Source organism: Paracoccus marinaquae, assembly GCF_018860165.1.
GTDB lineage: Bacteria > Pseudomonadota > Alphaproteobacteria > Rhodobacterales > Rhodobacteraceae > Paracoccus > Paracoccus marinaquae.
Genome location: NZ_JAHKNG010000047.1, coordinates 1 through 22,662 on the forward strand (window position 1 = coordinate 1; position 22,662 = coordinate 22,662).

Annotated in this window: 25 protein-coding genes and 1 pseudogene; 9 read left to right on the forward strand and 17 right to left on the reverse strand. The window is 62.3% G+C overall.

All coding sequences use genetic code 11. From position 1 onward, the window contains the following. Nucleotides 1-121: 121 nt before the first annotated feature. The 7 genes from KNW02_RS17730 to KNW02_RS17760 form a co-directional block, all read right to left on the reverse strand. The gene (locus KNW02_RS17730) at nt 122-3,346 is read right to left on the reverse strand and encodes a type I restriction endonuclease subunit R (RefSeq protein ID WP_252734057.1); all 3,225 of its coding nucleotides are present in this window, start codon (nt 3,344-3,346) and stop codon (nt 122-124) included. An 18-nt stretch (nt 3,347-3,364) separates the two neighbouring features. Continuing rightward, the gene (locus KNW02_RS17735) at nt 3,365-4,159 is read right to left on the reverse strand and encodes a hypothetical protein (RefSeq protein WP_216034562.1); all 795 of its coding nucleotides are present in this window, start codon (nt 4,157-4,159) and stop codon (nt 3,365-3,367) included. Continuing rightward, nucleotides 4,156-5,361, reverse strand: a complete 1,206-nt coding sequence (locus KNW02_RS21225) for a restriction endonuclease subunit S (RefSeq protein WP_216034563.1) — start codon at nt 5,359-5,361, stop codon at nt 4,156-4,158. Before KNW02_RS21225 ends, KNW02_RS17735 begins: the two co-directional genes overlap by 4 nt. Next, the gene (locus KNW02_RS17745) at nt 5,358-7,460 is read right to left on the reverse strand and encodes a class I SAM-dependent DNA methyltransferase (protein ID WP_216034564.1); all 2,103 of its coding nucleotides are present in this window, start codon (nt 7,458-7,460) and stop codon (nt 5,358-5,360) included. Before KNW02_RS17745 ends, KNW02_RS21225 begins: the two co-directional genes overlap by 4 nt. Further along, nucleotides 7,457-7,660, reverse strand: a complete 204-nt coding sequence (locus tag KNW02_RS17750; RefSeq protein WP_094022100.1) for a type II toxin-antitoxin system Phd/YefM family antitoxin — start codon at nt 7,658-7,660, stop codon at nt 7,457-7,459. The genes KNW02_RS17745 and KNW02_RS17750 overlap by 4 nt, the downstream gene beginning before the upstream one ends. 96 nt (nt 7,661-7,756) lie before the next feature. Beyond that, complete coding sequence (locus KNW02_RS17755) at nt 7,757-8,065, reverse strand: hypothetical protein (RefSeq protein ID WP_348524770.1); 309 nt, start codon at nt 8,063-8,065, stop codon at nt 7,757-7,759. Nucleotides 8,066-8,142: 77 nt separating this feature from the next. Continuing rightward, nucleotides 8,143-9,468 carry a recombinase family protein gene (locus KNW02_RS17760; RefSeq protein ID WP_216034566.1) on the reverse strand — a complete coding sequence of 442 codons (1,326 nt, stop codon included), beginning with the start codon at nt 9,466-9,468 and terminating at the stop codon, nt 8,143-8,145. 68 nt (nt 9,469-9,536) lie between these two features. Here KNW02_RS17760 and KNW02_RS21310 point away from each other — a divergent pair. From KNW02_RS21310 to KNW02_RS17790, 6 genes and pseudogenes are all read left to right on the forward strand, one after another. After that, nucleotides 9,537-9,878: pseudogene (locus tag KNW02_RS21310) on the forward strand (hypothetical protein); the annotation flags it as partial. A 10-nt stretch (nt 9,879-9,888) separates the two neighbouring features. Beyond that, nucleotides 9,889-10,965, forward strand: coding sequence for a DUF2793 domain-containing protein (locus tag KNW02_RS17770; protein ID WP_216034567.1), 1,077 nt, complete (start codon nt 9,889-9,891; stop codon nt 10,963-10,965). 52 nt (nt 10,966-11,017) lie between these two features. After that, nucleotides 11,018-11,272 (forward strand): DUF6127 family protein, encoded by a 255-nt coding sequence (locus tag KNW02_RS17775; protein ID WP_111432025.1) that lies wholly within the window; start codon nt 11,018-11,020, stop codon nt 11,270-11,272. Between the two features lie 72 nt (nt 11,273-11,344). Then, nucleotides 11,345-12,016: a YcbK family protein gene (locus tag KNW02_RS17780; protein WP_216034568.1), complete on the forward strand. Its 672-nt coding sequence runs from the start codon at nt 11,345-11,347 to the stop codon at nt 12,014-12,016. Then, the gene (locus KNW02_RS17785) at nt 12,013-12,270 is read left to right on the forward strand and encodes a hypothetical protein (protein ID WP_216034569.1); all 258 of its coding nucleotides are present in this window, start codon (nt 12,013-12,015) and stop codon (nt 12,268-12,270) included. The genes KNW02_RS17780 and KNW02_RS17785 overlap by 4 nt, the downstream gene beginning before the upstream one ends. Nucleotides 12,271-12,665: 395 nt before the next feature. Then, a complete protein-coding gene (locus tag KNW02_RS17790) occupies nt 12,666-14,507 on the forward strand; it encodes an SLC13 family permease (protein WP_216034570.1) in 1,842 nt (613 codons plus the stop codon). Here the strand turns inward: KNW02_RS17790 and nhaA are convergent. The 5 genes from nhaA to KNW02_RS17810 all read right to left on the reverse strand — a co-directional run bounded on the left by nhaA (nt 14,504) and on the right by KNW02_RS17810 (nt 18,700). Beyond that, nucleotides 14,504-15,859, reverse strand: a complete 1,356-nt coding sequence (gene nhaA, locus KNW02_RS17795) for a Na+/H+ antiporter NhaA (protein WP_114351024.1) — start codon at nt 15,857-15,859, stop codon at nt 14,504-14,506. The two genes, KNW02_RS17790 and nhaA, sit on opposite strands and share 4 nt — an antisense overlap. 261 nt (nt 15,860-16,120) lie before the next feature. After that, a complete protein-coding gene (locus KNW02_RS21140; RefSeq protein ID WP_256447763.1) occupies nt 16,121-16,255 on the reverse strand; it encodes a hypothetical protein in 135 nt (44 codons plus the stop codon). A gap of 106 nt (nt 16,256-16,361) precedes the next feature. Then, the gene (groL, locus tag KNW02_RS17800; protein ID WP_114350896.1) at nt 16,362-17,999 is read right to left on the reverse strand and encodes a chaperonin GroEL; all 1,638 of its coding nucleotides are present in this window, start codon (nt 17,997-17,999) and stop codon (nt 16,362-16,364) included. 44 nt (nt 18,000-18,043) lie between these two features. After that, nucleotides 18,044-18,331 carry a co-chaperone GroES gene (locus KNW02_RS17805; RefSeq protein WP_114350897.1) on the reverse strand — a complete coding sequence of 96 codons (288 nt, stop codon included), beginning with the start codon at nt 18,329-18,331 and terminating at the stop codon, nt 18,044-18,046. Nucleotides 18,332-18,463: 132 nt separating this feature from the next. Further along, a complete protein-coding gene (locus KNW02_RS17810; protein WP_114350898.1) occupies nt 18,464-18,700 on the reverse strand; it encodes a hypothetical protein in 237 nt (78 codons plus the stop codon). Nucleotides 18,701-18,850: 150 nt separating this feature from the next. Between KNW02_RS17810 and KNW02_RS17815 the strand changes: the two genes are divergently transcribed. Then, nucleotides 18,851-19,585 (forward strand): Crp/Fnr family transcriptional regulator, encoded by a 735-nt coding sequence (locus tag KNW02_RS17815; RefSeq protein ID WP_114350899.1) that lies wholly within the window; start codon nt 18,851-18,853, stop codon nt 19,583-19,585. A 58-nt stretch (nt 19,586-19,643) separates the two neighbouring features. Here KNW02_RS17815 and KNW02_RS17820 read toward each other — a convergent pair whose 3' ends face one another. The 3 genes from KNW02_RS17820 to KNW02_RS17830 all read right to left on the reverse strand — a co-directional run bounded on the left by KNW02_RS17820 (nt 19,644) and on the right by KNW02_RS17830 (nt 20,883). Continuing rightward, the gene (locus tag KNW02_RS17820) at nt 19,644-19,832 is read right to left on the reverse strand and encodes a hypothetical protein (protein WP_062563232.1); all 189 of its coding nucleotides are present in this window, start codon (nt 19,830-19,832) and stop codon (nt 19,644-19,646) included. Between the two features lie 215 nt (nt 19,833-20,047). Continuing rightward, entirely contained in the window at nt 20,048-20,461 is a 414-nt protein-coding gene (locus KNW02_RS17825; protein WP_252734061.1) for a hypothetical protein, read from the reverse strand. Continuing rightward, complete coding sequence (locus tag KNW02_RS17830; RefSeq protein WP_216034571.1) at nt 20,458-20,883, reverse strand: hypothetical protein; 426 nt, start codon at nt 20,881-20,883, stop codon at nt 20,458-20,460. The genes KNW02_RS17825 and KNW02_RS17830 overlap by 4 nt, the downstream gene beginning before the upstream one ends. A gap of 272 nt (nt 20,884-21,155) precedes the next feature. Between KNW02_RS17830 and KNW02_RS17835 the strand changes: the two genes are divergently transcribed. Both KNW02_RS17835 and KNW02_RS17840 read left to right on the forward strand, forming a co-directional pair. Further along, complete coding sequence (locus tag KNW02_RS17835) at nt 21,156-21,470, forward strand: hypothetical protein (protein ID WP_252734064.1); 315 nt, start codon at nt 21,156-21,158, stop codon at nt 21,468-21,470. Continuing rightward, nucleotides 21,467-21,853, forward strand: a complete 387-nt coding sequence (locus KNW02_RS17840) for a hypothetical protein (protein WP_216034572.1) — start codon at nt 21,467-21,469, stop codon at nt 21,851-21,853. The genes KNW02_RS17835 and KNW02_RS17840 overlap by 4 nt, the downstream gene beginning before the upstream one ends. 20 nt (nt 21,854-21,873) lie before the next feature. On the opposite strand, the gene KNW02_RS17845 is transcribed toward KNW02_RS17840, so the two are convergent. After that, on the reverse strand, nt 21,874-22,056 hold the full coding sequence (locus tag KNW02_RS17845; RefSeq protein ID WP_216034573.1) for a hypothetical protein: 183 nt from the start codon (nt 22,054-22,056) through the stop codon (nt 21,874-21,876). Further along, a complete protein-coding gene (locus KNW02_RS17850; protein ID WP_216034576.1) occupies nt 22,053-22,508 on the reverse strand; it encodes a DUF2924 domain-containing protein in 456 nt (151 codons plus the stop codon). The genes KNW02_RS17845 and KNW02_RS17850 overlap by 4 nt, the downstream gene beginning before the upstream one ends. Nucleotides 22,509-22,662 lie beyond the last annotated feature (154 nt).

The following is a 22,662-nucleotide window of genomic DNA, read 5'->3' on the forward strand; positions in this document are numbered from 1 at the left end:
TTCAAAAATCCCATGTCGATCACTCCGTATGCCTCCAGCTGCTTCAAGCCGAGGCAGGGTTGCACATGGGTCAATTCTCAATGACAATTTTGGCGGTTGCCGGGTCAATTCTCAGTGGCAATCAACATGCCAAGAGGTCGCGGCTCGCCTGCTTCACCCGCTCACGAGACGTCTTGTCCAGGTTGTCCTTGAGCAGCAGGTCGAAGAGCGCGAGTTCATCCTCGCCAAGCCCCTCCTTCGTTGCGCGCTTCTGTTCCTCGTCCAGACTATTGACGAGCTCGACCAGTCGACGGAATGTCTCCTCGATGGTGGTTCGGTCTTTCTCCCGATTGTAGTCGGCGATGATTGCCTCGTACTTCACCTGATAGTCCATTCTTGCGGGATTGCGCGCCAGCATCTCGGCGAGTTTCTGTTCGACGATGTCTCGAATGTCCTGAAGCGCGGTCGCTTTGCGTCTGACCTTCTTTGCGAATTCATCACGCAGCTTCTCAAGATCGATCTGACTGAGGTCGAAGGTCAGTCCCTCGGCTTGGTCGTCTCCTGGCGCCTGCGTCCGGATGGCCTCGTTGACGATCCGGTGCAACTCCTTCAACAGCTCTGTCACGTCAGCCGTGTCGCGGCGCTCGGTCAGCTTCTTGTAGATTGCTTCGATGTTGTCGTGTCGTTCGGCGTATGCCCAAGCGCTGGGTTCCATCAGCAGCGCCTTGAAGCGAATGAACACCTGCCGTGCGAGAATCTCGAAGCGCCGCTTGGACTCATCCGTCGAATAGACGGCTTCCACGGCGTCCTTCAGACCCCTGATGCGCACAAAGCCCTTCGAGCCGAGCAGAACGCTTGGGTCGAAGCCGAGGCTCCTCAGATGCGCCTCGGTCGCCTCGATAGCTTCGAGCAGGGCCTGCACCCTCTCCTCGATGGGGGCGATGATCTCTTCTCCGCCTGTGCCATCATCGCCCAGCGCGTACTGAGCCAGCGCTGCTCGCAGGCTGGCGAGCATTCCATTGTAGTCGACAATCAGGCCGAAATCCTTTCCAGGATAAACCCTGTTCGCGCGCGCGATGGCTTGCATCAGCGTGTGGGCCTTCATCGGCTTGTCGATATAGAGCGTCGACAGGCATTCCACGTCGAAGCCGGTCAGCCACATCGCACAGACGATTGCGACGCGGAACGGGTGCTTGGGGTTCTTAAATGCCGTCTCGACATCGATCCGTTCGCCATTCCCGGTATCGAAACCCTGCTTCATCAGGGCACGGTGCGGGATGATGTCGAACCCCCATTTCTTGAAGTCCGCGACCTCGTTCTGCGCTTCGCTAATGATGATCTCGACGATGGTTTCCTCGAGCCACGTTGCCTGCGCATCCAGTACTTGCGCCTCCTCCGCGAGGACAGCGCGCATGGTTTCGTCGGCCGTGGTATCCGCCTCGGCTTGCTTGGCATCGGCTGCCGCCCTGACTTCTGCGGCCTTCGCCCGCCATCGCGGTATGATCATCTGGTGCATCCGGGCGCAGGTGATCTTGTCGACACAAACGAAGAGGGATTTTCCGGATTCCCACCTCGTTGCGCAGTGGTCCACGAAATCGGCTGCGATCTTGTCGAGCCGCTCATCGGCGGTGATGACCTCGTAGTCTTTCCCGAGAAGCTTATCGAGGAGCGCTGCCTGATCCGGGTCGAGTTCCGCCTCCTCGATCTTCTCGGCGATCCGGTCGTTCAGATCCGTCTTGGCGACACCCAGCTTCTCGCCCCGGTTCTCGTAGACCAGCTTGACGGTAGCGCCGTCCTCCTCGGATCGCTTGAAGTCGTAGCGCGAGACATATTCGCCGAAGATGCGCTTGGTGATTTCGTCCTGCTTGAACAGCGGCGTGCCGGTGAAGCCGATGAAGGCGGCATTGGGCAGCGCAAGGCGCATGTTGCGGGCCAACCGCCCTGCCTGCGTGCGGTGCGCCTCGTCCGAGATCACGATGATGTCGTCGCGCTCGCTGTATGGCTTCTTCGGGTCCACGTCCTTGTTGAACTTGTGGATCAGGCTGAAGACGTACTGGTTGTTCTCCTTCAGGATCCGTTCCAGATCATCGCCGGAGGCCGCGCGCGGGGTCTCGTTCCCGGCAATGCCGCAGCCCACGAAGGTCTTGTAGATCTGGCTGTCGAGATCATTCCGGTCGGTCATCAGCAGGAAGGTGAAATTACCCGGCACCTTGCGCCGCACCTTCTCAGCGAAGAAGGCCATGGAATAGGACTTGCCGCTGCCCTGCGTGTGCCAGAACACGCCCAGCCGGCCCAGATCGGGGTGCGCCCGCTCGATTATGTCGACCGGGCCTTCGGGGATGAAGGATGGCAGCGCCGTTTCCGCCGTCACAAGCGCCTGGTCGCCCTTCCTGCGTTTCGCCGGCGCCTTGCGTTCCAGCGGCAGCTCGACCACGCGGTGCCGCAGGCGTTCTCCGGGCGGGATCTCCGCCTTGATCGCCTCCTGCCGTGCGACCGAGGCGACGGCGCGGTTCACGCCCAGGACCTGATGGTTTCTCGCCACCACCTTGCGCGCGGCGCCCGCCTTGCTCTCGTCGAACAGGATGAAGTTCTCGACCAGATCGAGCAGTCGGTGGTGCGCCAGCATGCCATTCAGCAGACGTTCCGCATCGACGCTGCCTTCATCCGCCTCTTCCAGCCGCTTCCATTCATTGAAGTGCTCCCACGCGCTGGTGATCGAGCCATAGCGGGCGCGGTCGCCGTTCGACACGATCAGGAACGCGTTGTGGTGGAACGCATGGGCGATGACGTTTTCGTCCATGTAGTCGCGCAGGTTACCGTCGAACCCCGCGCGGATGTTCTTGTAGACAGCCTTCAGCTCGATGAAGACCAGCGGCAGGCCGTTCACAAAGCAGACCAGATCGGCGCGGCGGTTGTAGTTGGGCGTCCGGAGCCCGGTCAGCTTCAGCTCGCGCACGGCAAGAAAGCGGTTGGACCCGGGGGCGTTGTCGAAATCGATCACCCTGGCACGGGCGGATTTTTGGCGCCCCTGCGCATCGCGGTAGCTGACGGGCACGCCGCCGCGCAGCATGCGGTAGAAATCGCGGTTGTGCTGCACCATAGAGCGGCTGACGTCATAGACGGTCAGGGCGCGGATCGCGTCGTCGATGGCTGGTTCCGGCAAGTCGGGGTTGAGGCGGCGGAGGGCCGCGCGCAGGTCGCGGATCAGGACCGCCTCGGTCGTGTCTTTGCGCCCCAGCGTGCCATCCGGCCCGAGCACCTCCTGGTTGTAGGCATAGACGTTTTCCCAGCCCAGCACCGTTTCCAGATGCTCGGCGAAGGTCGCCTGAACCAGTCGATCCTCGCTGTTGATCCCCGTTACCGCCATCCAACGCCCTCTATGACATCACAAACCACGTTCTTTTAGATACCGCCCAGTTCCATCTAGGATCTCATCAATCAGCTTAACGCAGTGATCGCAGAACTCAGGAGACATGTAATACAGCCAAGGTTTGCCTGCCTTATCCACGCTAGTGAACCAGGATTCCGGCCACTTTTCCGATGCGACGCGGTTCGAGAACTTGCTGATGGTCTCGGCTGGCCATAAAAACCCATTGTGAAACATGTTGTTGCGATAAGCGAAAAGGGCAGCCAGAGTTCTGTCATACCCAGCAGGCAAGTATGGCTGCAGCCCACATGAACCTGCCAACTGCTCGATGCCTTTCACGAGGTTGGCCTTAGGCATGTCCTTTTCGAAGTAGATCTGCGGATTCCAGAACTGATCGTCGGCGCGTTGCCGCCGCGTGTCGCCCATGTCCTCAACTTGCCACCTCCTCAGTCCCGCGAAGATGGCAACAAACAGGGACTCCATGAAGGGTGCGAGCATCCCAACGGCGGACATGCTATGCGCGGAATCCATAAAGACCCTTGACCAGAAGCGGTCATTGTGGAGCCGGTCCAGTTGCTCGTCGTTAGGGGTGGCGTTCAGCTGTTGCCTGAGTTCGTCGAACTTGATGCGGGACGCTTCTGCGGCTTGATGGTTTCGCTGCAGAAGCTCCCTTATTGCTTTCAATTGATCAGTCGGAAGCCATTCACCGAGCAGTTGGATCAGATGGACTTCTGGCGGCAGCATCTCGACGAACAGCCGAGCTGCGGCGTCCGGATCATCACCGAACAGGGAGGGACGATCGTCTTGCGTCATACCGCGATCTCCCCGTTCATCAGGCGCGGCAGGAGGAGGTCGCGGGCTTGGGCGAGCTTCTGGTTTTGTGTGTGCAAGGTGCGAACCTGTGAGTGCAATGTCGAAGCCTGGTCCTCGAACTCGCGAAGCAGCGCCGCGTCAGGAATGATCACCGGCAATGCGCGAAACTTTCCCTTGCTGATCTCCTTGTAGGTCGCGCCACCGGCGTGGGAGCGGATTTCCTCGACGCGGTGCATCAGGTTGTGCAGCAGATACATTCGGGCGCGGGGATCGTGCGGGATGATACTTACGAAGCCCTGATTGGTGCAGGACGGCGTTTCGATGATCCCGAAAAAGCCGACTGAGGCGCGGCTGGTCATCAACACCGTTCCGGCCGGGAGCATCTTTGCCGAAGAGCCCCGCAGTCCGGCTTCCGTGATCTTTGTCGCGCTGTCGAGCAAAGCGAGGCATGAGTTCCGGGTGATGTCCGTGGGCGTGTACCAAGGGATATCGCCGTCATTCCAGAACTCGGGCTTTTCAGTCTTTGGGGTTCCTCCACCAATTGTCTCGCAGACGTCATCGAAGATCTGCCGCTCCCAGCCATTGGGGAGGCCGTCGGTGAGGGGGACGTGTTCGTGGCCGGGGAAGCGGAAGTGGACGAACCACTCGCGGTAGAGCAGCCGCGCCGCCTCCTCCAACAGCACAATCCGCCGCCGGTTGTTCTCGATCATGTCGTCGTAGGCGGAAAGTATCCTGCCGACCTCTTGCTGCTGGCGAAGCGGGGGAACAAGGAAATCAATATTTTCAAACTTGGACTTGTTGACGATTGGGGTTGCGGCGCCACCGCCCATCCCCTTTACGATATCAACGCTGTTGCAAAGCAGGTAGTATAGGAATCTCGGATCACACTCATCGTTGGCAATTACTGAATTGATTTGCTGGTTCGTCAGGCATTCCGAAGGAGCAATTCCACATTTTCCGATCGTCGCGCCGATACAGGTAAACATGACCGCGTTGGCAGGAATGAACTGATTTCTGAGCGTCGCCTTTGCCTGCTCAGAAACAGTCCGCTCGGCGCTTCGGCAATAATAATGATTGTAGTCAAGATCGCTTGGGGTGATGAATAGATATTCGCCTTGAAAAAGCTCCTGCCGTGCAGTCGGCGGAGTTTTCCCCGTCACTACACGCCCCAACTGGTGAAGACGCTTCCGAACGAGCGTCACGCCCCCAACTCCTCAAAGTTCCGAGCAATATGCTCCGCCAGTTCCACAGCTTCCTCGTTCAACCCCTTCAGGTCGATGTGGATCGACCGCAGTGCCTCCTCGAAATCGAAATCTTCGTCCACCTCCTCGGGCGCGACGCCGACGTAGCGGCCGGGCGTCAGGCTGTGGTCATGCGCCGCGATCTCGGCGCGGCTGACCCGCTTCACCAGCCCCTCGACATCGCGAAGCGCGGCGTCGGGGAACCGCTCCTGTAGCCAGTCTGCCTGTTTCACGAAATACCGCGCCGTCCGAAGCGCCTCGACCGCAGCGGCCCGTGCGCCCTCCAGCGCCTTGCGGGAGCGCGTGACCTCGGCATTGGGCCAAAGGGCGTGGTCGCGGGCATCCAGCTCCTTGATGGCCGTGTCCACCACCCGCCCGGCCAGCTTAGCGGCGAGGTCGATCTGCTTGGTCATATCGCGGCAGCGGTCGGCCATGGGGTGCAGCCCGGTGCGGGCCCCGTGCAGCCCGGCATTGTCGCGCGCGGCACCCGCCCAGTCCGCCGCCCTCGCGGTCACCTCGGCGTCGAACCCCGCGATATCCGCTGCCAGCGTTGTGCGCGCGCCGGTCAGTTCGCCCCAAGTCTCCGCCAGCGGATCCGGATCGCGCTTTTCGGTGACGAAGGGATGCACCAGGTCGATGAGCTTGCCGAGCGCCTTGTCATAGTCTGCCAGCGGCTCCGCCGTCGCCTGGCCCTCTGCAATGGCCTGCGTAAGGTAGCTTTCGACGAGTTTCAGGAACCGGTCAGCCTCGCCGCGATAGAGCCAGACGATGGCGGCAATGTTCTTCTGCTGCTCGGGTGCGAAATCGTAGATGGCGCGCGATACCTTGCGGTAGATGTTGCGCGCATCGAGCATCAGGACGTGATCGGCGCGCTCGGGGTCACGCTCCTTCGCCCGGTCGAAGAACCACAGCTGGCAGGGCACGGTGCGCGTGTAGAAGAAGTTGCCGCGGATATCGATCATCACGTCGACGGCGCCAGTCTCGACCAGCTTTTGGCGCACGATCGCCTCGTCCCGCCCGGCGCTGGACGCCTGGCTGGACATGACGACCCCGGCGCGGCCGTCGTCGTTCAGGTAGCTGTAGAAATAGGACATCCACAGGTAGTTGGCGTTCGAGACCTTCTTGGCCTTGTTCACGCCCGGCAGGCCGAAGGGCAGCCGCTTGTCACCCTTGACCTTGTCGGCGTCGACCTCGTCCACGTTGAAGGGCGGATTGGCCATCACGAAGTCGCACTTGCCGACCAGTTCGTGCGGATCCTTGTAGTATGTGATCGCCTCGTTCCCAGCCCGGATCGTGCCCTGCAGGCCGTGGACAGCGAGGTTGATCTGGGCGAGCTTCGCTGTCGTCTCGTTCTTTTCGTGGCCGTAGAAGGTGACGCGCTTCATCGTGTCCTGGCCCGCGTCCTCGATGAAGTGGCTGGACTGCACGAACATGCCGCCCGAGCCGCACGCTGGGTCGAAAACGATGCCGTGGTCTGGCTCGATCACATTGACGATGGTCTGGACGATGGAGGGCGGCGTGAAGAATTCGCCGTTGTCATGGGCGCCCTGCTTGGAGAACTCGGCGAGGAAGTATTCATAGATGCGGCCGAAGACGTCGCCGGAAGCATTGCGCAGGGCCTCGGTGTCGAACTTGCGCATCATGCTTTCGAGCAGGTCATCGTCGAAGCGCTCGTAGTCCTTCGGCAACTGGCCAGCGAGCGGCGGGAAATGCTTCTCGACCTCCTCCATGGCGGCGGTGAGCGCGGCGCCAAGCTGACCGCCCTTGGGCATGTCGAGGATCACGTCGTAACGGGCCGCCTCGGGCAGCAGCATTGCGCGGCGGCGGCGGAAGTCGGCGTCGACCAGCGGTCGATCCGGCATCTTGCCGGCGGCCTTGTCCGCCTCGATCGCAGCGAGAGCAGCATAGTAGCGGTTCGTGGCTTGGCGCAGGAAAAGGAGCCCCATGATTGGCATGAAGTACTCGTTCGATGCGAGACCGGAGTTGGCCCGCAGGTCGTCGGCCAACTTCCATAGGTCCGCGCCAAACTGTTCGATTCCGGTCAGGTGGTCTGCAATCATTCGCTCGTTTTCTTTCCTGCGTTTTGTTCACCCGGACTGATGCCAGGCTTGTCCAGCGCCTTCAGCCGCTCGTATTCCTCGACGGCCAGCACGACGACAACGGGGCGTCCATGCTTCGCCACCGCGACAGGCTCGGCTCGGGCGAGATCAATCAGCCGCCCGAAGCCGTACTTCGCGTCTTTCGCGGTCAGGATCTGCATCTGACTCTCCGCTCTTGCATGGCTTACTTTGGCCAAACTGGCTAAAAGCACAAGCCATCCATCGAGTCGGGCGTGTTCACCAAGTGCTTGCGGAATTCAAAGTCGCAGCAATGCGCGCTGACTGTTCCAATCCGTGGGAAACTGCGCCCGCAGCGACTCGAGCGTCAGGTCGGGCGGCTGTCTTCCCTCAAGGATGGCCTCGACAATCTCCGGTGAAAGCTGGGTGAGACGCAGGAGCCGGGTCAAGTAAGGGGCTGCGATGCGTTCGTGTGCTGCCAAGTCGGCAATGGTGGCGAACTCGCCCGAGTCGAGCAACCGCTGCCATCGAAATGCACGCGCTATGGCTTTGATCATGGTGTTGTCGAAACGCGCACGGGGGGCCGACTCTCCCGAAGCCAGCTGCATCTCCTTCCGCCCGCCGCGCTTCACGATACGGAACGGGACATGGAGCGTCACGGTCTCGGGGATTGGAGTCCCTCGGGTCATGCGGCAGCCTCGATTCCGCCGGCCAGCATCTCGCGCGCGAGGCTGCCGAGGCCATCGACGCGCAGGCGCACGTTCAGCCCTTTGGTGCCTATGTCGACACGCTCGACCAACAGCGCCACAATGCGTGCCTGTTCGGCGGGGAAGAGTTCGTCCCAAAGCGGGTCGAGCTGCTGCAGGGCCGCGCGGGCATCGGCCTCGGAGATGTCGTCGGCGTGGGCACGTGCCGCCTTCCACGTCCCCGCAACGATCTCGGGCTGGCGGAGCACGGCGCGGAGTTGGTCTATGACAGCGCACTCGATCTCGCCCGCGGGCACGCGGCCGATAGGGCAAGACCCGGCGCCATGCTTTAGCACCGTCTGGCTCACGTAGTAGCGGTAGAGCCTGTCGCCCTTGCGGGTATGGGTCGGCGAAAACGCGGCGCCATCGGGCCCGAACAGTAGCCCCTTCAGCAGCGCGGGCGTGTCGGCGCGTGTGCGGGCCGCGCGCTTGCGCGGGCTCTCCTGCAGGATGGCATGCACACGGTCCCACGTCTCGCGGTCGATGATGGCGTCGTGTTCGCCGGGATAGCTCTCGCTCTTGTGGACCGCTTCGCCGATGTAGGAGCGGTTGCTGAGCATCCGATAGATGTATTTCTTGTCGATACGGTTGCCGCGCGGCGTCCGGAGACCGCGCGTGCCAACCTCCCGCGCCAGTTCCGTGCAGGACCCGATCTCGAGGAAGCGGGCGAAGATCCAGCGGACATGCGCAGCGGTTTCTTCGTCGATCACCAGCTTCCGGTTCTCGGCCCGATACCCGTAGGGTGGCACCCCGCCCATCCACATGCCCTTCTTCCGGCTGGCGGCGACCTTGTCGCGGATGCGCTCGGCCGTCACCTCGCGCTCGAACTGGGCGAAGGAGAGCAGGATGTTCAGCGTCAGCCGTCCCATCGACGTGGTGGTGTTGAACGACTGCGTCACCGAGACGAAGGTCACCCCGTTCCGGTCGAACACCTCGACCAGCTTGGCAAAATCGGCGAGCGAGCGGCTTAGCCGGTCGATCTTGTAGACCACGACCACGTCGACCAGCCCGTCCTCGATATCCTCCAGCAGCCGCTTCAGGCCGGGCCGTTCCAGCGTGCCGCCGGAGATGCCGCCGTCGTCATACTGATCGCGGACCAGCACCCAGCCCTCGGACCGCTGGCTGGCGATGAATGCCTCGCAGGCCTCACGCTGGGCGTGGAGCGAGTTGAACTCCTGCTCCAGTCCTTCCTCGGAGGATTTCCGGGTGTAGACCGCGCACCGCAGCTTGCGGACGAGTTTCGATTTATCGGGTGGCTTCGTCATGTCCGGCCCTCCGCTTGCGCTCCGGGCGTTCGCGGCTGCGAACGATCCACTGGATCGTCCGCTGGCCTGCGGCCACCCATGTCGAGCAGCCGTGGCGTAGGCCTCGCACGACCGGCGATCTGACGATCCGCTGGACACGCCGGTCCCGCGCGCTCGCCGCCGACAGCTGGGGCGCTGTCGAAGTGCCGATGGCGGAGGAACTGGAAGCCTACGAGGTCGAAATCCTCGACGGTGCAACGGTAAAGCGGCTGCTGAGCACCGCCACCGCCAGCGCCGTCTACACCGCCGCCCAGCAGACCGCCGACTGGGGCGCTCCGCTCGGCCCCGGCGACACGCTCGACATCCGCATCTACCAGCTCTCCGCCCTCGTCGGGCGGGGCGCGCCCAAGACTGTCACGCTCACGCTCTGAAAGCCAACCCATGTCCGACGCCACGACCCATCTCCTATTGCCGTACATCCTGGCGGCGCAGGCCCAGAAGCATGTCACCCACAACGAGGCGCTGCGGATCCTCGACGGGCTCGTCCAGCTTTCCGTCCGCGACCGGAACCTGACTGCACCGCCCGGCAGCCCCGCCGATGGTGACCGCTACATCGTCGCCTCGGGCGCGACCGGCGACTGGGCGGGCTGGGACATGAACGTCGCGCTCTGGACCGATGGCGACTGGCTGCGCCTACCACCGCGCACCGGTTGGCGGGCTTGGGTCGAGGACGAGGCTCTGCTGCTCGCCTACGACGGCGCGGGCTGGGTCGGCACGACGCCCGCGACGCTGCAGAACATGGCGCTGCTGGGCCTCGGCACGACAGCGGATGCCTCGAACCCGTTCTCGGCCAAGCTGAACGCCGCCCTCTGGACCGCAAAGACCGTGGCCGAGGGCGGCACCGGCGATCTCTTCTACACGATGAACAAGGAGGCCGCCGCCGATGATCTCGGCCTGACGCTGCAGACTGGCTTCGTGACCAAGGCGCTGGTGGGGCTGTTCGGCACGGACAGGTTCCGGCTCGCCGTCTCGGCCGACGGCAGCACTTTCTTCGATGGGCTGAGCGTCGACAACGCCACCGGCATCGTCGACCAGCCGCGCCTGCCTCGCTTCAAGGCGTACACGAACTACGACAACTATGTCGGCCTCGGGACCTGGACGAAGATCGGTCTCAACAACACGGATTACAACGATCAGGGGGCCTTCGACGCCGCGAACAACCACTTCGTGGCCCCGGTCGACGGCACCTACCTCTTCGGCGCGACGCTCATGTACAAGGTCAACGCCAGCACCACCGCGCGCATGCGCGGCCGCCTCGTTGTGAACGGCACGACCGAAATCCGCGGCTCCCTCGGCGAAATTTCCGCCACCCACGTTTCGCTCGCCACCGCCATCTGGCTGCAGACCATGGTCCCGCTCACCGCGGGCGATACCGTCGAGCTGCAGGGGTATTTCCGGGTCGCGGACGGCTACTTCGCCGCCTATCACACGTCCTTCTGGGGCGCGAAGATCGGCTGAGCGGCGGAAGGAGGATCCGATGACACCACCCCGATCCGATGGCTTCGTGCGCATGCCCGACGCCGAGTTCGAGGCGATCCTCACGCGGGCGGCGGAGGAAGGCGCGAAGCGCGCACTGGCCGATGTCGGCCTCGACGGCGACGAGGCCGCGCTCGACATCCGCGATCTGCGCTCCCTCGTGGATTGCATCCGTCTGGTGCGGCGCACCGCGATGCAGACCGCCGTCCGCATGATCACAACCGGCGTCATGCTGGCGCTGCTCGCGGGCATCGCCATCAAGCTGAAGATCTTCGGCGGCAGCCCTTAGCCGCTCACCATTCCATTCATCGGCCCGCAATGACCCGCCCTTGAGGCGGGTTTTTCGTTTCTGGAGGACCCCATGACCACGACCTTCCACGGCCATTGGCGCAACGTGCCTGAGGGCACCTGGCGCTGGCCGAATTTCAGCCCGGCCGAGATCGCCTGCCGGGGCACTGGAAAGCTGATCAACGAACCCGCGCTCGACAAACTACAGGCGCTGCGCGACCGGTTGGGCAAGCCGCTGATCGTGCGTTCCGCCTATCGCAGCCCCGAGCACAACCGCGCTGTCGGCGGTGCTACCCGGTCGAAACATCTTGAGGGCGCCGCCTTCGATATCGCCATGGCGAACCACGACCCAGTGGCCTTCGAGGCCGCGGCGCGCGAGGTCGGGTTCCTCGGCTTCGGCTTTTACCCGCGCTCGGGGTTCATGCATGTCGACCTGGGGCCCGCGCGACAATGGGGCGAGCGGTTCCCGGTCCGGGAGACCGCATTCGCAGCCGAGACGCCGCCTGCGCGCGAAGTGCTGGCCGCCAGCCGCACCATGAAGGGCGGTGGCGCGGCGGGTGTCGCGACGCTCGGAGCGGCCGGAGTCGAGGTGGCTCAGCAGTTGCTCACCGAGACCCAGACCGCGATCCTGCCGCTCGTCCCGTATCTCGACACCCTGCGCTGGGTGTTCATCGCGGTCGCGCTGGGCGGAATCGCGGTCACGATTTACGCCCGCCTCGATGACTGGCGCCGGGGGCGGCGGTGATTGGCGGCCTCCTCGCCACGCTCGCCGGATCGGCATGGGCGTGCACGGTGCTCCGCTACGGCGCCACCGCCTCTTCGATCCTTCTGTTCCTGCTTTCCCTGCGCCGCTCCGGGGAGCGAGCAGGACGCCTCGTCGAACGCATCGAAGCCATGGAGAAGGCCAATGACGTCCAACGCCGGATGCTGGAAGCGGCCGCTCGCCGTCCTCGCGATCACCACGATCTTGCTGAGCGGCTGCGCGACGCTTCGTTCTGAGGACGGGAGGCTCGCGACGTGCCCGCCCGTGGTCGAGTATGGCAGGGAGTTCCAGGCGCGGGCGGCCGAGGACCTGGCCTTGCTGCCACAGGGATCGGCGGTCGCGGAGATGTTGAGCGACTACGCCGTGATGCGGGAGCAGGCTCGTGTCTGCGGGGGCCGCCTCAGATGAAAATTGGCCAAAAATTTCGGTGGCACAAGCAGCTCTTAGGAGCCCGCGGGCGAGACGAACGGGAGGCCTTTGATAGTTTGATCGTGCTCGACACACGCTGTAGAGTCGGCGCGCAAGGCAATTGTCGTGCAGCGGACGGCTACGTCGCCGCTGGTCCATATTCGATACGGCTAAATGTCGGGGACATTGAGGTCGATCTGTCTGCCGCTGATTACTCCAGAGGATGGATTATTCGTCCGAAAGACCATCTGTGGCGAATGTATATAGCCCGGAGGATGGGTTGATCGATCTCACCAACGGCTATGAACCCTACATTGCGCTGGCAATTGTTCTTCTCTTGTTTGCGGCATTTATTTCCGAGCGCTTCGAGCCGGACGTAACCGCTGCGGGGGCTGCCGCATTGTTTATTATCTTCGGGTTTGTCCCCACGAATGAAGTTCTGGCGGCATTCGCCAACCCTGCACCCCTCACGATCGCCGCGATGTTCGTAATCAGCGGCGCTTTGGTCCGAACCGGGCTTCTCGACGCACTCGCGAACCGGGTCGTCGCCGCGGCGAGAAAACGCCCGATTGCGGGCACAGCGGCGTTTCTCATCGCGACGCTTGTCGCCTCGGGCTTGATGAATAACACGCCGGTCGTCGTTGTCTTGATACCGGTGGCCATCCGTTTGGCGCAGAGTCTCGACTTTGCTGCGACGCGCCTGTTGATCCCGCTATCCTACATGGCGGTCCTGGGCGGGACTTGTACTCTGATCGGCACGTCGACCAACCTCCTAGTTGACGGCGTGTCCCAGGCGTCTGGCTTGGAGCCATTTTCAATTTTCGAGATCACGCCCGTCGGCCTGGTGGCCGCGGCAACGGGGGGCGTGGCGCTCCTTCTGATGGGCCCTGTCCTGCTTCCGGACCGAAAGAATCTTGCAGGACAGGGCGACGACGATGGAGCGATTTTCTTGACCGAGGTACGCCTACGAGAGGACTACCCGAGCATTGGTCGACCTATTCATGAAATCGCCGCCCTCAATCGACGAGGTATTGAGATCGTTGGCATCCGCGCGCGGTCTGGGGTAAAGCGCGACGGTTTGAGGGAATATGTACTCGAACCTGGCGACAGGATCATTGCCAAGGTGGCGACATCGGAACTGCTCACTCTGAGGAAGCTTCCAGGGATCGAAGTCGGGTTGCGCCAAGGGCCAGCGACGGAAAACATCCCCGAATTGATCGTCGCCGAGGCAATCGTGACGCTGTCGCGCCGAAGCCGCGGGGTGCGAATTGCGCAGCTTGCCATGGGACACCGTTACGGAATGCGGGTACTCGGCGCCCACCGACATGGCGAACTACTTGGACCCGACCTCTCCACCGCGCTATTGCGCCCGGCAGACACGCTGCTACTGGAAGGAACTCCTGAAGGATTTGCCCGTCTGACCGAGGTGGGCGATCTTGCCGCCATCACGGACGCGGGGGCGCGCGCGTTCCGCCGCGGGAAAGCGCCCCTTGCTCTGTTCGCTCTTTTCGCGGTTGTGGCGCTCGCCGCTGCCGGGTTCGCCGAGATAAGCGTGCTTGCCCTCGTCGCGGTCGCTGCCATCCTCGTGCTCCGGTGCATCGACAACGATGAGGCTTGGGCCTCCATTGACGCCAGCGTCCTTGTGCTGATCTTTTCCATGTTGATCGTCGGCACCGGTATGCAGAATACAGGGGCTGTCAGCTTGATCGTGGAGACATTGGCTCCGGCACTCATTGAGTTTCCTCCAATTGTCACGCTCGCAGTGATCTACATACTGTCTTCGGCGCTTACCGAGGCGGTCACCAACAACGCCGTGGCCGTCGTGGTTACACCGCTCGCGATCGGTGTTGCGGCAGAACTTGGCGCCGACCCAAGGCCGTTCGTCGTCGCCGTGATGTTTGGTGCAAGCGCGAGCTTTGCGACCCCGGTTGGCTATCAGACCAACACACTGGTGTATGGCGCAGGAAACTACAGATTTGGCGATTTCCTGAGAATCGGTATTCCGATGAACATTATCGTCGGCGGATCGGTGGTGGGGGCGATCCCGATCTTCTTCCCATTCTAGATTTTCTGAACTTTATGCCCAGCTGCCGTGGCGCTTCCTGCTCGGGCTACGAGAAGCGTAAGGAGTAGCAGCATGAGGATGCCAATTGCCGCAGAGATAGCTGATCCTGCGAGAATGCCCAACTTCGCCGCATTCAGGACGGAACGGTCGAATGCGAGGCCCGCGATGAGCAGCGACATCGTGAAACCAATCCCGGTCAGAAACGACCCGGCCAGAATGAACGGCCACGACAAGCCCGGCGCGAGTGCCGCCAGGCCGGATCGGACGGCAATCCAGCTGAACCCGAAGACGCCGATCGGTTTTCCCAACACCAAGCCGACAATGATCGCCAGCGAGACCGGTTGTACGAAATCGACACCCTGAATCGTGATGCCGGCATTTGCCAGTGCGAAGATCGGCATGATTGCAAAGCCGACCCAGGGGTGCAGCATCATCTCGAGCCGTTCGACTGGTGAGAGCGACTCAGTGACTGCTCTGCCGGCTTGACGCAGGTCGCGGTGGCTTGCGGCATTTCCTTGTCGACGATCGCCCGTCGGAACGGCGAGGACCCGCCCAAGGATCTCACGCAGGCGGGCATCGCTCACCCATATGCGCGTTGGCGTCATCAGGCCCAGAATGACACCTGCAATGGTCGCGTGGACGCCGGAAGCATCGAAGCATAACCAGACTGCCGCTCCCAGAAGGAAATAGACCGGTACGCTTCTGATCCCGAGTCGCGATGCGCCTGCGACGATACAAATCCCCAGAAAGCCCAATCCGAGAGCCGACCAGTTCAACGCCTCACCGTAACCGAAGGCGACTACGAGGATTGCACCGACGTCGTCAAAGATGGCCAAAGACAGCAGGAACAATCGCAAGGTGGGCGGGATCCGGCGTCCGAAGAGCGCCAGGCACCCGATCACGAAGGCCGTATCGGTTGCCATCACAGTTCCCCAGCCGTGCATGCCGGGCTGACCGGACATCAACACAAGATACAAAGAGACTGGCACGACCATACCACCCAAGGCGCCTACGAACGGAAGGGCGGCCTGTCGAGGGTTTCGCAATTCGCCCAGCACCAACTCGCGCTTGAGTTCCAGAGAAAGCACGAAGAAGAAAAGGGTCATCAGACCGTCGTTGATCCAGTGCCGAAGCGAGCGGGTGAAATCCAAAGAGCCGAATGTGAGACCGATGGGGGTCTCCCAGAAGCCCAGAAAACCTTCTTGCCATGGCGAGTTGGCCAGCGCTAAAGCCAGCAGAACAGCCGCAAGCAGGAGCCCACCAGCTGCCGCTTCGATCTTCAGGAAGCGTGCGAATGGTTTCGTTATGCTGTCGGCGGCCTCATGGGGCAGGCCTGGTTGAGTATCGATCACGGGAGAAGCATACCTTTTCGGGTCGAGAGAGACTGTGCCATCGCAACGCGGATGCGCTGACCACGAGAAGCAGCTGCCGGCGCCTCAGCCGCGTCCCGGACGGCAGGCGTCCGGGACTCCGCGAATTAAAGAAGTCTCCGGTGCTTCTCGTCCCATAGGTGCAGCCTTGCGCAGCGGAAGCACTGCCATAGCGTTATGCGCCGCGTCCCCCGCCGCCATCAGGCTCCGTACTCAGTGATAGACAATCACTTGGCCCTCTCGCTATTTTTTCTTGTGATTACCAAGATTGGTCAAGGCTTTGCCCTTCGTGAAGTCGGCTGTTGCAACGACCTTTTCCTTCACCTTCTTGGGCTTCTTCGCTTCACGGTTGCCGCGTTGTTTGTCACCTTTGGCCATTCCAGTTTCTCCTGGTTCTGAATTCTTTAAGCGAATTGATCGGTGTTCATGTCCATCGAGAATGTGATTTCTCGTCCCGAGGCTCCCGCGCACAGGCCCCGTCCATTCACATCATTCCGCCCACTCCACCCATATCGGACATTTCGTTACCGGCGCCGCCCTCCTTGGGTTTTTGCGCGACCATCGCCTCGGTCGTGATCAATAGCCCGGCAATGGACGCGGCATTTTCCAGTGCGATCCGAACGACTTTCGTCGGGTCGATAACGCCGGCCTTCAGCATGTCGATGTACTCCTCGGCCTGCGCGTCGAAACCGAAGCTCCGGCTGTCGTTCTCGATGACCTTGCCAACAACGACCGATCCGTCGACCCCGGCATTTTCGGCAATCTGGCGCAGCGGTGCCTGGATCGCGCGCCGGACGATCATGATGCCGGCATTCTGATCGCCATTCTCGCCCTTCAGCGTCGCCAGCACCTTTCCGGCGTGAACCAGGGCCACGCCGCCGCCGGGCACGACACCTTCCTGAACCGCAGCGCGGGTGGCGTTCAGCGCATCGTCGACGCGGTCCTTGCGCTCCTTCACCTCGATCTCGGTTGCCCCGCCGACCCGGATCACGGCGATACCTCCGGCAAGCTTGGCCAGCCGTTCCTGCAGCTTCTCCTTGTCGTAGTCCGAAGCGGTTTCCTCTATCTGCGCGCGAATCTGCGTGACGCGCGCCGCGATCGCATCCTTGTCGCCAGCACCGTCGATGATCGTCGTGTCATCTTTGGTGATCGTGACCTTTCTGGCGGACCCGAGCATGTCCATGGTGACATTCTCCAGCTTGGTGCCCATTTCCACGGAAATCACCTGACCGCCCGTCAGCACGGCGATGTCTTCCATCATCGCCTTGCGGCGATCCCCGAAGCCCGGTGCCTTGACGGCCGCCACCTTCAATCCGCCGCGCAGCTTGTTGACGACCAGCGTCGCCAGCGCCTCGCCTTCGATATCCTCGGCCACGATCAGCAGTTGCTTCTCGGCCTGGATCACGGCCTCCAGCAACGGCACCATTGAGGCGAGCGAGGTCAACTTCTTCTCGTGAAGCAGGACGACGCAGTCATCCAGCTCGACGACCATCTTCTGGGCGTTCGTGATGAAGTAGGGACTCAAATAGCCGCGGTCGAACTGCATGCCTTCGACCACTTCGGTCTCGGTCTCCAACCCTTTGTTTTCCTCGACGGTGATCACGCCTTCCTTGCCGACCTTGGCCATCGCGTCGGCGATCTGCCGGCCAATCTCGACTTCGCCATTGGCCGAAATGGAGCCGACCTTGGCAATCTCGTCGCTATCGCCCACAGGTCGGGACATGGTCTTGATCTCGGCCACGACTGCGGCCACCGCCCTGTCGATTCCGCGTTTGAGATCCATCGGGTTCATGCCGGCCGCAACCGACTTCATGCCTTCCCGGACAATCGCATGGGCGAGTACGGTTGCCGTGGTGGTTCCGTCGCCGGCCTCGTCGTTCGTACGCTGCGCGACCTCCTTGACCATCTGGGCGCCCATGTTCTCGAAATGGTCCGAAAGCTCGATCTCCTTGGCGACGGTCACACCGTCCTTGGTGATGCGCGGCGCACCCCAGGATTTATCGAGAATGACGTTTCGGCCCTTGGGGCCGAGTGTGATCTTGACGGCATTTGCCAGCGTGTTGATGCCTTTCAGCATTCGGTCGCGGGCGTCGGTACTGAATCGAACTTCCTTGGCGGACATGGGTGTGAGTTCCTGAGACTGGGGTTGATGGAAAGGTTTCGGACTCAGGCGATCACGCCGAGAATGTCGCCCTCCTTCATGATCAGAACGTCTTCGCCATCGAGTTTGATCTCTGAGCCGGACCATTTTCCGAACAGGATCCGGTCGCCGGCTTTGACGTCCATCGGGATGCGTTCGCCGTCCTCGCGCCTTCCCCCAGCGCCGACGCAGACAACTTCGCCTTTTTGAGGCTTCTCCTTGGCGGTATCTGGAATGATGAGGCCGCCCTTGGTCGCCTCGTCGCCTTCAATGCGGCGAACGAGGACCCGGTCGTGGAGGGGAGTGAATGACATCGACGTGCTCCTTGTCGAGGATTGTCGGGCGTAAGTGCCTTTTTCGAATGCCCGGCTTCGATGCGCGCAAGGCGGCGACAACTTGGCGGGGCTATTCTTCGAGATTGCGGATCAGACCGCCGCGGTATTGCATCACGGGCGTCGAACGGAGTTCCCGCCAGCTATGATCGAATTGATCATTTCGGCGACGGCCCGGTGCATTTCCATTTCGAGTTCGGTGCCAACGGCATTCTCATGGGTCGCCGCGGCGTCGCGAAGAACCCCCACAATCTCGTGCTCCGGCAGCAACCCGCGATCGTTCAAGGCAAGCAGGAGCGCCTCGCAGATTGACAGGGCGGCCTGGCCTGCATGTTCGCTCGCGGTCGACATCTGGCGTCCCTTCCTTGGCATCGTGATCCCCGTGGAAGGCGAGTTTCAGATACATCCGTACTTCTCGCAGGAAGTGCTCTATGCTGGACTGATCCAGAGCAGTGTCCGGACCGATTTCCGCTCCTGGGTCACGGCACGCCGGGAGCCTTCATGACATCAGCCGAACACAGCCCCCTGACACGCAAGCTCTCCGCCTTCGTCGCCCTGTCGGAGGTCGAGCTGGCCGTGCTTGAACGACTGCATGAGCGTCGTCGCTCATTCGTCGCGGGGCGTGACATGGTGCATCAGGGGCAGTCGGCTCAAGCTGCGTACATTCTGTCGTCGGGTTGGGTCTGTTCCTACAAGCTCCAGGCCGACGGGACGCGGCAGATCGTGGATTTCCAGGTGCCGGGGGATTTTCTGGGATTGCGCAGCGTCCTGTTGCGCACGTCGGATCACAGCTTCGAACCCATCGTTGACATCGAGGCCGCCGAAGTGCTGGCGAGCGACCTTATCGATGCCTTCGCGCGGACGCCGCGCCTCGCGACCGCCATACTCTGGGCAGCGTCAAGGGACGAAGCGATGGTCGTGGAGCATCTGGTCGGGATCGGTCGGCGTAATGCGGAGGCCCGCATGGCGCATTTCCTGCTGGAACTGGGATCGAGGCTTGCGCTGGTCGGCATAGGCAGCAAGGAAGGATTCGACTGCCCTCTGACGCAATACCACCTCGCCGATACGCTGGGGTTGAGCGCGGTCCATGTGAACCGCGTCCTGCGGCAGCTTCGCGAGAGTGGACTGGTCACCTTTCGGGACGGCCGCGTGACGTTTCACGACTATGGCGGGCTGGTGGAACTTGCCGAGTTCGATCCGGAATATCTGGACCAGACTGGGCCGCTACTGAAATGAGAGGGCCGCCCTCTCTTGCTCGGCAGGCGGCCCCGGTGTTCACGTCAGACGCCGGAGGTTACGCGAGGGCGTGGGTCGCCGCATCGAGTTCCTTGTTGGTCTCGGCGTCGTTCTTCGCGGTGTTGGCCTTCTCGGCTGCCTGGTAGTGCTTCAGCGCCGCATCCTTCTTCGGACCAGCGGGCGCCTTGTCCCATGCGGCCTTCACGGAGGTCATCTTTTCGGCGGTCTTGTTCTGTTCGGGAGTCATTGGGATTGTCCTTTCCTGGACGCTCCGAGAATAAGAAGCGCGCCAACATGCCGACCTTATTGGGATCGGCACGCCCACACGCTTCTCAGGTACTCGGAAAAAGATGCACCACCAAACATTCGGCGGGCACGTCTCACCTAACGGATGTCTGCGTCACGCCGCACTGACGCAGGTTAGTCCCGGCACCTGCGGCAGGTCGATCGCCTCTGCGCTTCTCAAGTCACCGCAGTTTGCTGGTGGGAAATCCTCAGCCATCTGTCGTCATCGTTGAGGTAGGTCGAGGCACAGAGGGCCTTGTAGATCGGCACATCGGGTTTCTCTGCCGAGACGCGATAGGTGAGAATGGCGATGTCATGACACCGCATCACGCGCCGTTCGGCCATGACAACGGTGCGCCAGCCGGTCCTTTCACGAAGGTGGGTCCAGATCTGGTCGCCCTGGAGGATGCCGGGCGGATAGGGGAAGACCATGACGGCGTTGGTCGCAGTCGTTGCCCGCGCGTTGTCGGCACCACTGGTCCAGAAGTGTTCCTCCATGTCCCAGAGAACGCCCTGTTCGCGAGGCGATAGCGTGCCGGACTTGTGTGCCGCATGTGCCGGTCTGCCCATGGTTGTGGTTGAGACGGTCATTCGCCTGACCCCGACCCGCCAACCATGAACATCTGAAACAGTACAAAGATGATCGCGAGCACCGCCCAGATCGCTCCGCTTGTTCCCGGGCGGCCATCGGCCACCGTAGAGGCAGCGCGTTGCAGGGCACCTGACGTCGGTCCTTCGGGAAGCAGCTGGCTCAGGTCTCGTGCGATCCTGCCGTGGTCGCTGACGAGCGCAGGAACGTCCCGAAATCGGGCAAGCAGCGTTCCCAATCGTGCCCGCGCGGCGTCGCGCCCCAGCGAGACCAGTTCAGCGGTTTCCTTCCATGGATCGAGGCCAAGCCGCGCAAGCGTGGAGAGCACCGTCACGGCATAGCCGTTCCGGTCCTCGCCGACGGACGCTTGGAGAAACCGATCGAACTCGGGCGGGTGCGGGTTGAGAACACTGGGGTCGGCCATCGCCAATCCTTTCAAGGTTTGCAGGAACGCAGATCGCCCCCGTTTCCCAAAGGATACGCGCAGGTCGGTCTCGCCGCCCTTACACAGGTCAGTACGGGCGACTGCCCCCAGGAAGGTCGCAGCCGGTTCGGTGCCCGGGACTAACATGCGTCAGCGCCAGTCGGACGATCCCGAGGTACAAGACACTCAATCGTTCGACTGGTCCGTCCCGCACTCCAAGGGGCCGTCAACAGTGGTGAGCGACGGATCTGCCAACATCGCGGAGACCAGAGATGAACATGCGGTCGACCAGATCGACGGTGACGTTTTCGAACCCGTTCACCTTGCCGGGATACCCGGGCGATCTGCCCGCGGGCGACTACGAGGTTCTCGTCGAAGAGGAGCTTCTTCAGGGGCTCAGTTTCGAGGCGTATCGCCGGACGGCGACCTACCTGACGGTGCGCGGAAGGGGCGGCCATGCGGGACGGACCGAGTTGAGGGCGATTTCCGACAGCGACCTGAAAGAGGCGCTGAGCCGGGATCGGGGCGCGACTGAGAAAAACAATCACAGCGAGGCGGCGCTTTCCCCGCAGGAGGACTTGAAATGAATGCTCCCGAATGGCTCAAGCCCGGCGTCTATGGTGCCGTGATCGGTGCGGTTTTCGTCGGCGTGGTCGGTTTTACCTGGGGCGGCTGGGTGACCGGCGGAACCGCGAATGACAGGGCGATGGCGATGTCCCAAGGCGATGTCGTCGCCTCCATGGTGCCGGTTTGCCTTGAGATGGCACAGTCCGACCCAGCACGGGCCGAAAAGCTTGAAACGATCCGGGCCGCGTCGACCTATCAGCGGCGCGATGCCCTGATGGAGGTGGGCTGGGCGACGGTGCCAGGAACAGATGCTCCGAACCGCGATATCGCGCAGGCCTGCCTGGCAGCCCTTGATGTTGACGCATTGCCGGAGCGCCCGGAAAGCGCGGTCGATGAAGGATGAACCGCGCCATGCCGATAGCTTCACCCGAGACCACCGACCTCGAACGGCGTGTGCTGGCGCATGAACGGATCCTGCAAGCTCTGATCGCCTACATGGCCCGTACCGAGCCGCGTTTCGTGGACCACCTGCGAGAACGCTTTCCGGGTGTAGACGGCGCAGCGCAGCTTGCGGACGACCTTCGATTTTTCGGGCGGCTTCGTCATGTCCGCGCCCTGTGGTTCTTCAGGCCGAAAAAGACCCAGCCGTTCCAGCGCGTGCCGGTGATCGCACGCGCGATGGCGGACAGTGACTTGTAGGGCCGCCCCTGCCATTCGAAGCCGTCTGCAGTTACGGTGACGATCTGCTCGGCGCCCTGCCATTCGCGCAGCAGCCGCGTGCCGGTGATGGGGCGGTCCCGGTCGAGGCGCATGCCGCGCTTCTTCTTGTCACCGCCGTCGAGTTCCTCGCCCAGCCGTTCAAGCCGCCGGATCGTCTCGGGCTTCAGGCCACCATAGGCCAGCTCCTGGATGCGATAGGCCAGTCGGCTCTCCAGGTAGCGTCGGTTGAACGGCGGCGGCTCGCTGTCGAACAACTCGCGCCACTGTTTCTTCAATTCGGGCGTCGGCGTGGTCTTCAGTGCGGCCAGGCGCGCGGGGATGGGATCGTGGGTCGTCATGCGTTTCTCCGGTGCGTCGGAATTGCATGACTGTTGATTGCCACTGAGAATTGACCCGGCAACCGCCAAAATTGTCATTGAGAATTGACCCATGTGCAACCCTGCCTCGGCTTGAAGCAGCTGGAGGCATACGGAGTGATCGACATGGGATTTT

Excerpts from the sequence above, each read along its gene's own strand:
- KNW02_RS17730 (WP_252734057.1), bottom strand. The coding sequence starts at position 3,346 with ATGGCGGTAACGGGGATCAACAGCGAGGATCGACTGGTTCAGGCGACC.
- KNW02_RS17735 (WP_216034562.1), bottom strand. The coding sequence starts at position 4,159 with ATGACGCAAGACGATCGTCCCTCCCTGTTCGGTGATGATCCGGACGCC.
- KNW02_RS17745 (WP_216034564.1), bottom strand. The coding sequence starts at position 7,460 with ATGATTGCAGACCACCTGACCGGAATCGAACAGTTTGGCGCGGACCTA.
- KNW02_RS17750 (WP_094022100.1), bottom strand. The coding sequence starts at position 7,660 with ATGCAGATCCTGACCGCGAAAGACGCGAAGTACGGCTTCGGGCGGCTG.
- KNW02_RS17755 (WP_348524770.1), bottom strand. The coding sequence starts at position 8,065 with ATGCAGCTGGCTTCGGGAGAGTCGGCCCCCCGTGCGCGTTTCGACAAC.
- KNW02_RS17760 (WP_216034566.1), bottom strand. The coding sequence starts at position 9,468 with ATGACGAAGCCACCCGATAAATCGAAACTCGTCCGCAAGCTGCGGTGC.
- KNW02_RS17770 (WP_216034567.1), top strand. The coding sequence starts at position 9,889 with ATGTCCGACGCCACGACCCATCTCCTATTGCCGTACATCCTGGCGGCG.
- KNW02_RS17775 (WP_111432025.1), top strand. The coding sequence starts at position 11,018 with ATGCCCGACGCCGAGTTCGAGGCGATCCTCACGCGGGCGGCGGAGGAA.
- KNW02_RS17780 (WP_216034568.1), top strand. The coding sequence starts at position 11,345 with ATGACCACGACCTTCCACGGCCATTGGCGCAACGTGCCTGAGGGCACC.
- KNW02_RS17790 (WP_216034570.1), top strand. The coding sequence starts at position 12,666 with ATGGATTATTCGTCCGAAAGACCATCTGTGGCGAATGTATATAGCCCG.
- KNW02_RS21140 (WP_256447763.1), bottom strand. The coding sequence starts at position 16,255 with ATGGCCAAAGGTGACAAACAACGCGGCAACCGTGAAGCGAAGAAGCCC.
- groL (WP_114350896.1), bottom strand. The coding sequence starts at position 17,999 with ATGTCCGCCAAGGAAGTTCGATTCAGTACCGACGCCCGCGACCGAATG.
- KNW02_RS17805 (WP_114350897.1), bottom strand. The coding sequence starts at position 18,331 with ATGTCATTCACTCCCCTCCACGACCGGGTCCTCGTTCGCCGCATTGAA.
- KNW02_RS17810 (WP_114350898.1), bottom strand. The coding sequence starts at position 18,700 with ATGTCGACCGCGAGCGAACATGCAGGCCAGGCCGCCCTGTCAATCTGC.
- KNW02_RS17815 (WP_114350899.1), top strand. The coding sequence starts at position 18,851 with ATGACATCAGCCGAACACAGCCCCCTGACACGCAAGCTCTCCGCCTTC.
- KNW02_RS17820 (WP_062563232.1), bottom strand. The coding sequence starts at position 19,832 with ATGACTCCCGAACAGAACAAGACCGCCGAAAAGATGACCTCCGTGAAG.
- KNW02_RS17825 (WP_252734061.1), bottom strand. The coding sequence starts at position 20,461 with ATGACCGTCTCAACCACAACCATGGGCAGACCGGCACATGCGGCACAC.
- KNW02_RS17830 (WP_216034571.1), bottom strand. The coding sequence starts at position 20,883 with ATGGCCGACCCCAGTGTTCTCAACCCGCACCCGCCCGAGTTCGATCGG.
- KNW02_RS17835 (WP_252734064.1), top strand. The coding sequence starts at position 21,156 with ATGAACATGCGGTCGACCAGATCGACGGTGACGTTTTCGAACCCGTTC.
- KNW02_RS17840 (WP_216034572.1), top strand. The coding sequence starts at position 21,467 with ATGAATGCTCCCGAATGGCTCAAGCCCGGCGTCTATGGTGCCGTGATC.
- KNW02_RS17845 (WP_216034573.1), bottom strand. The coding sequence starts at position 22,056 with ATGACGAAGCCGCCCGAAAAATCGAAGGTCGTCCGCAAGCTGCGCTGC.
- KNW02_RS17850 (WP_216034576.1), bottom strand. The coding sequence starts at position 22,508 with ATGACGACCCACGATCCCATCCCCGCGCGCCTGGCCGCACTGAAGACC.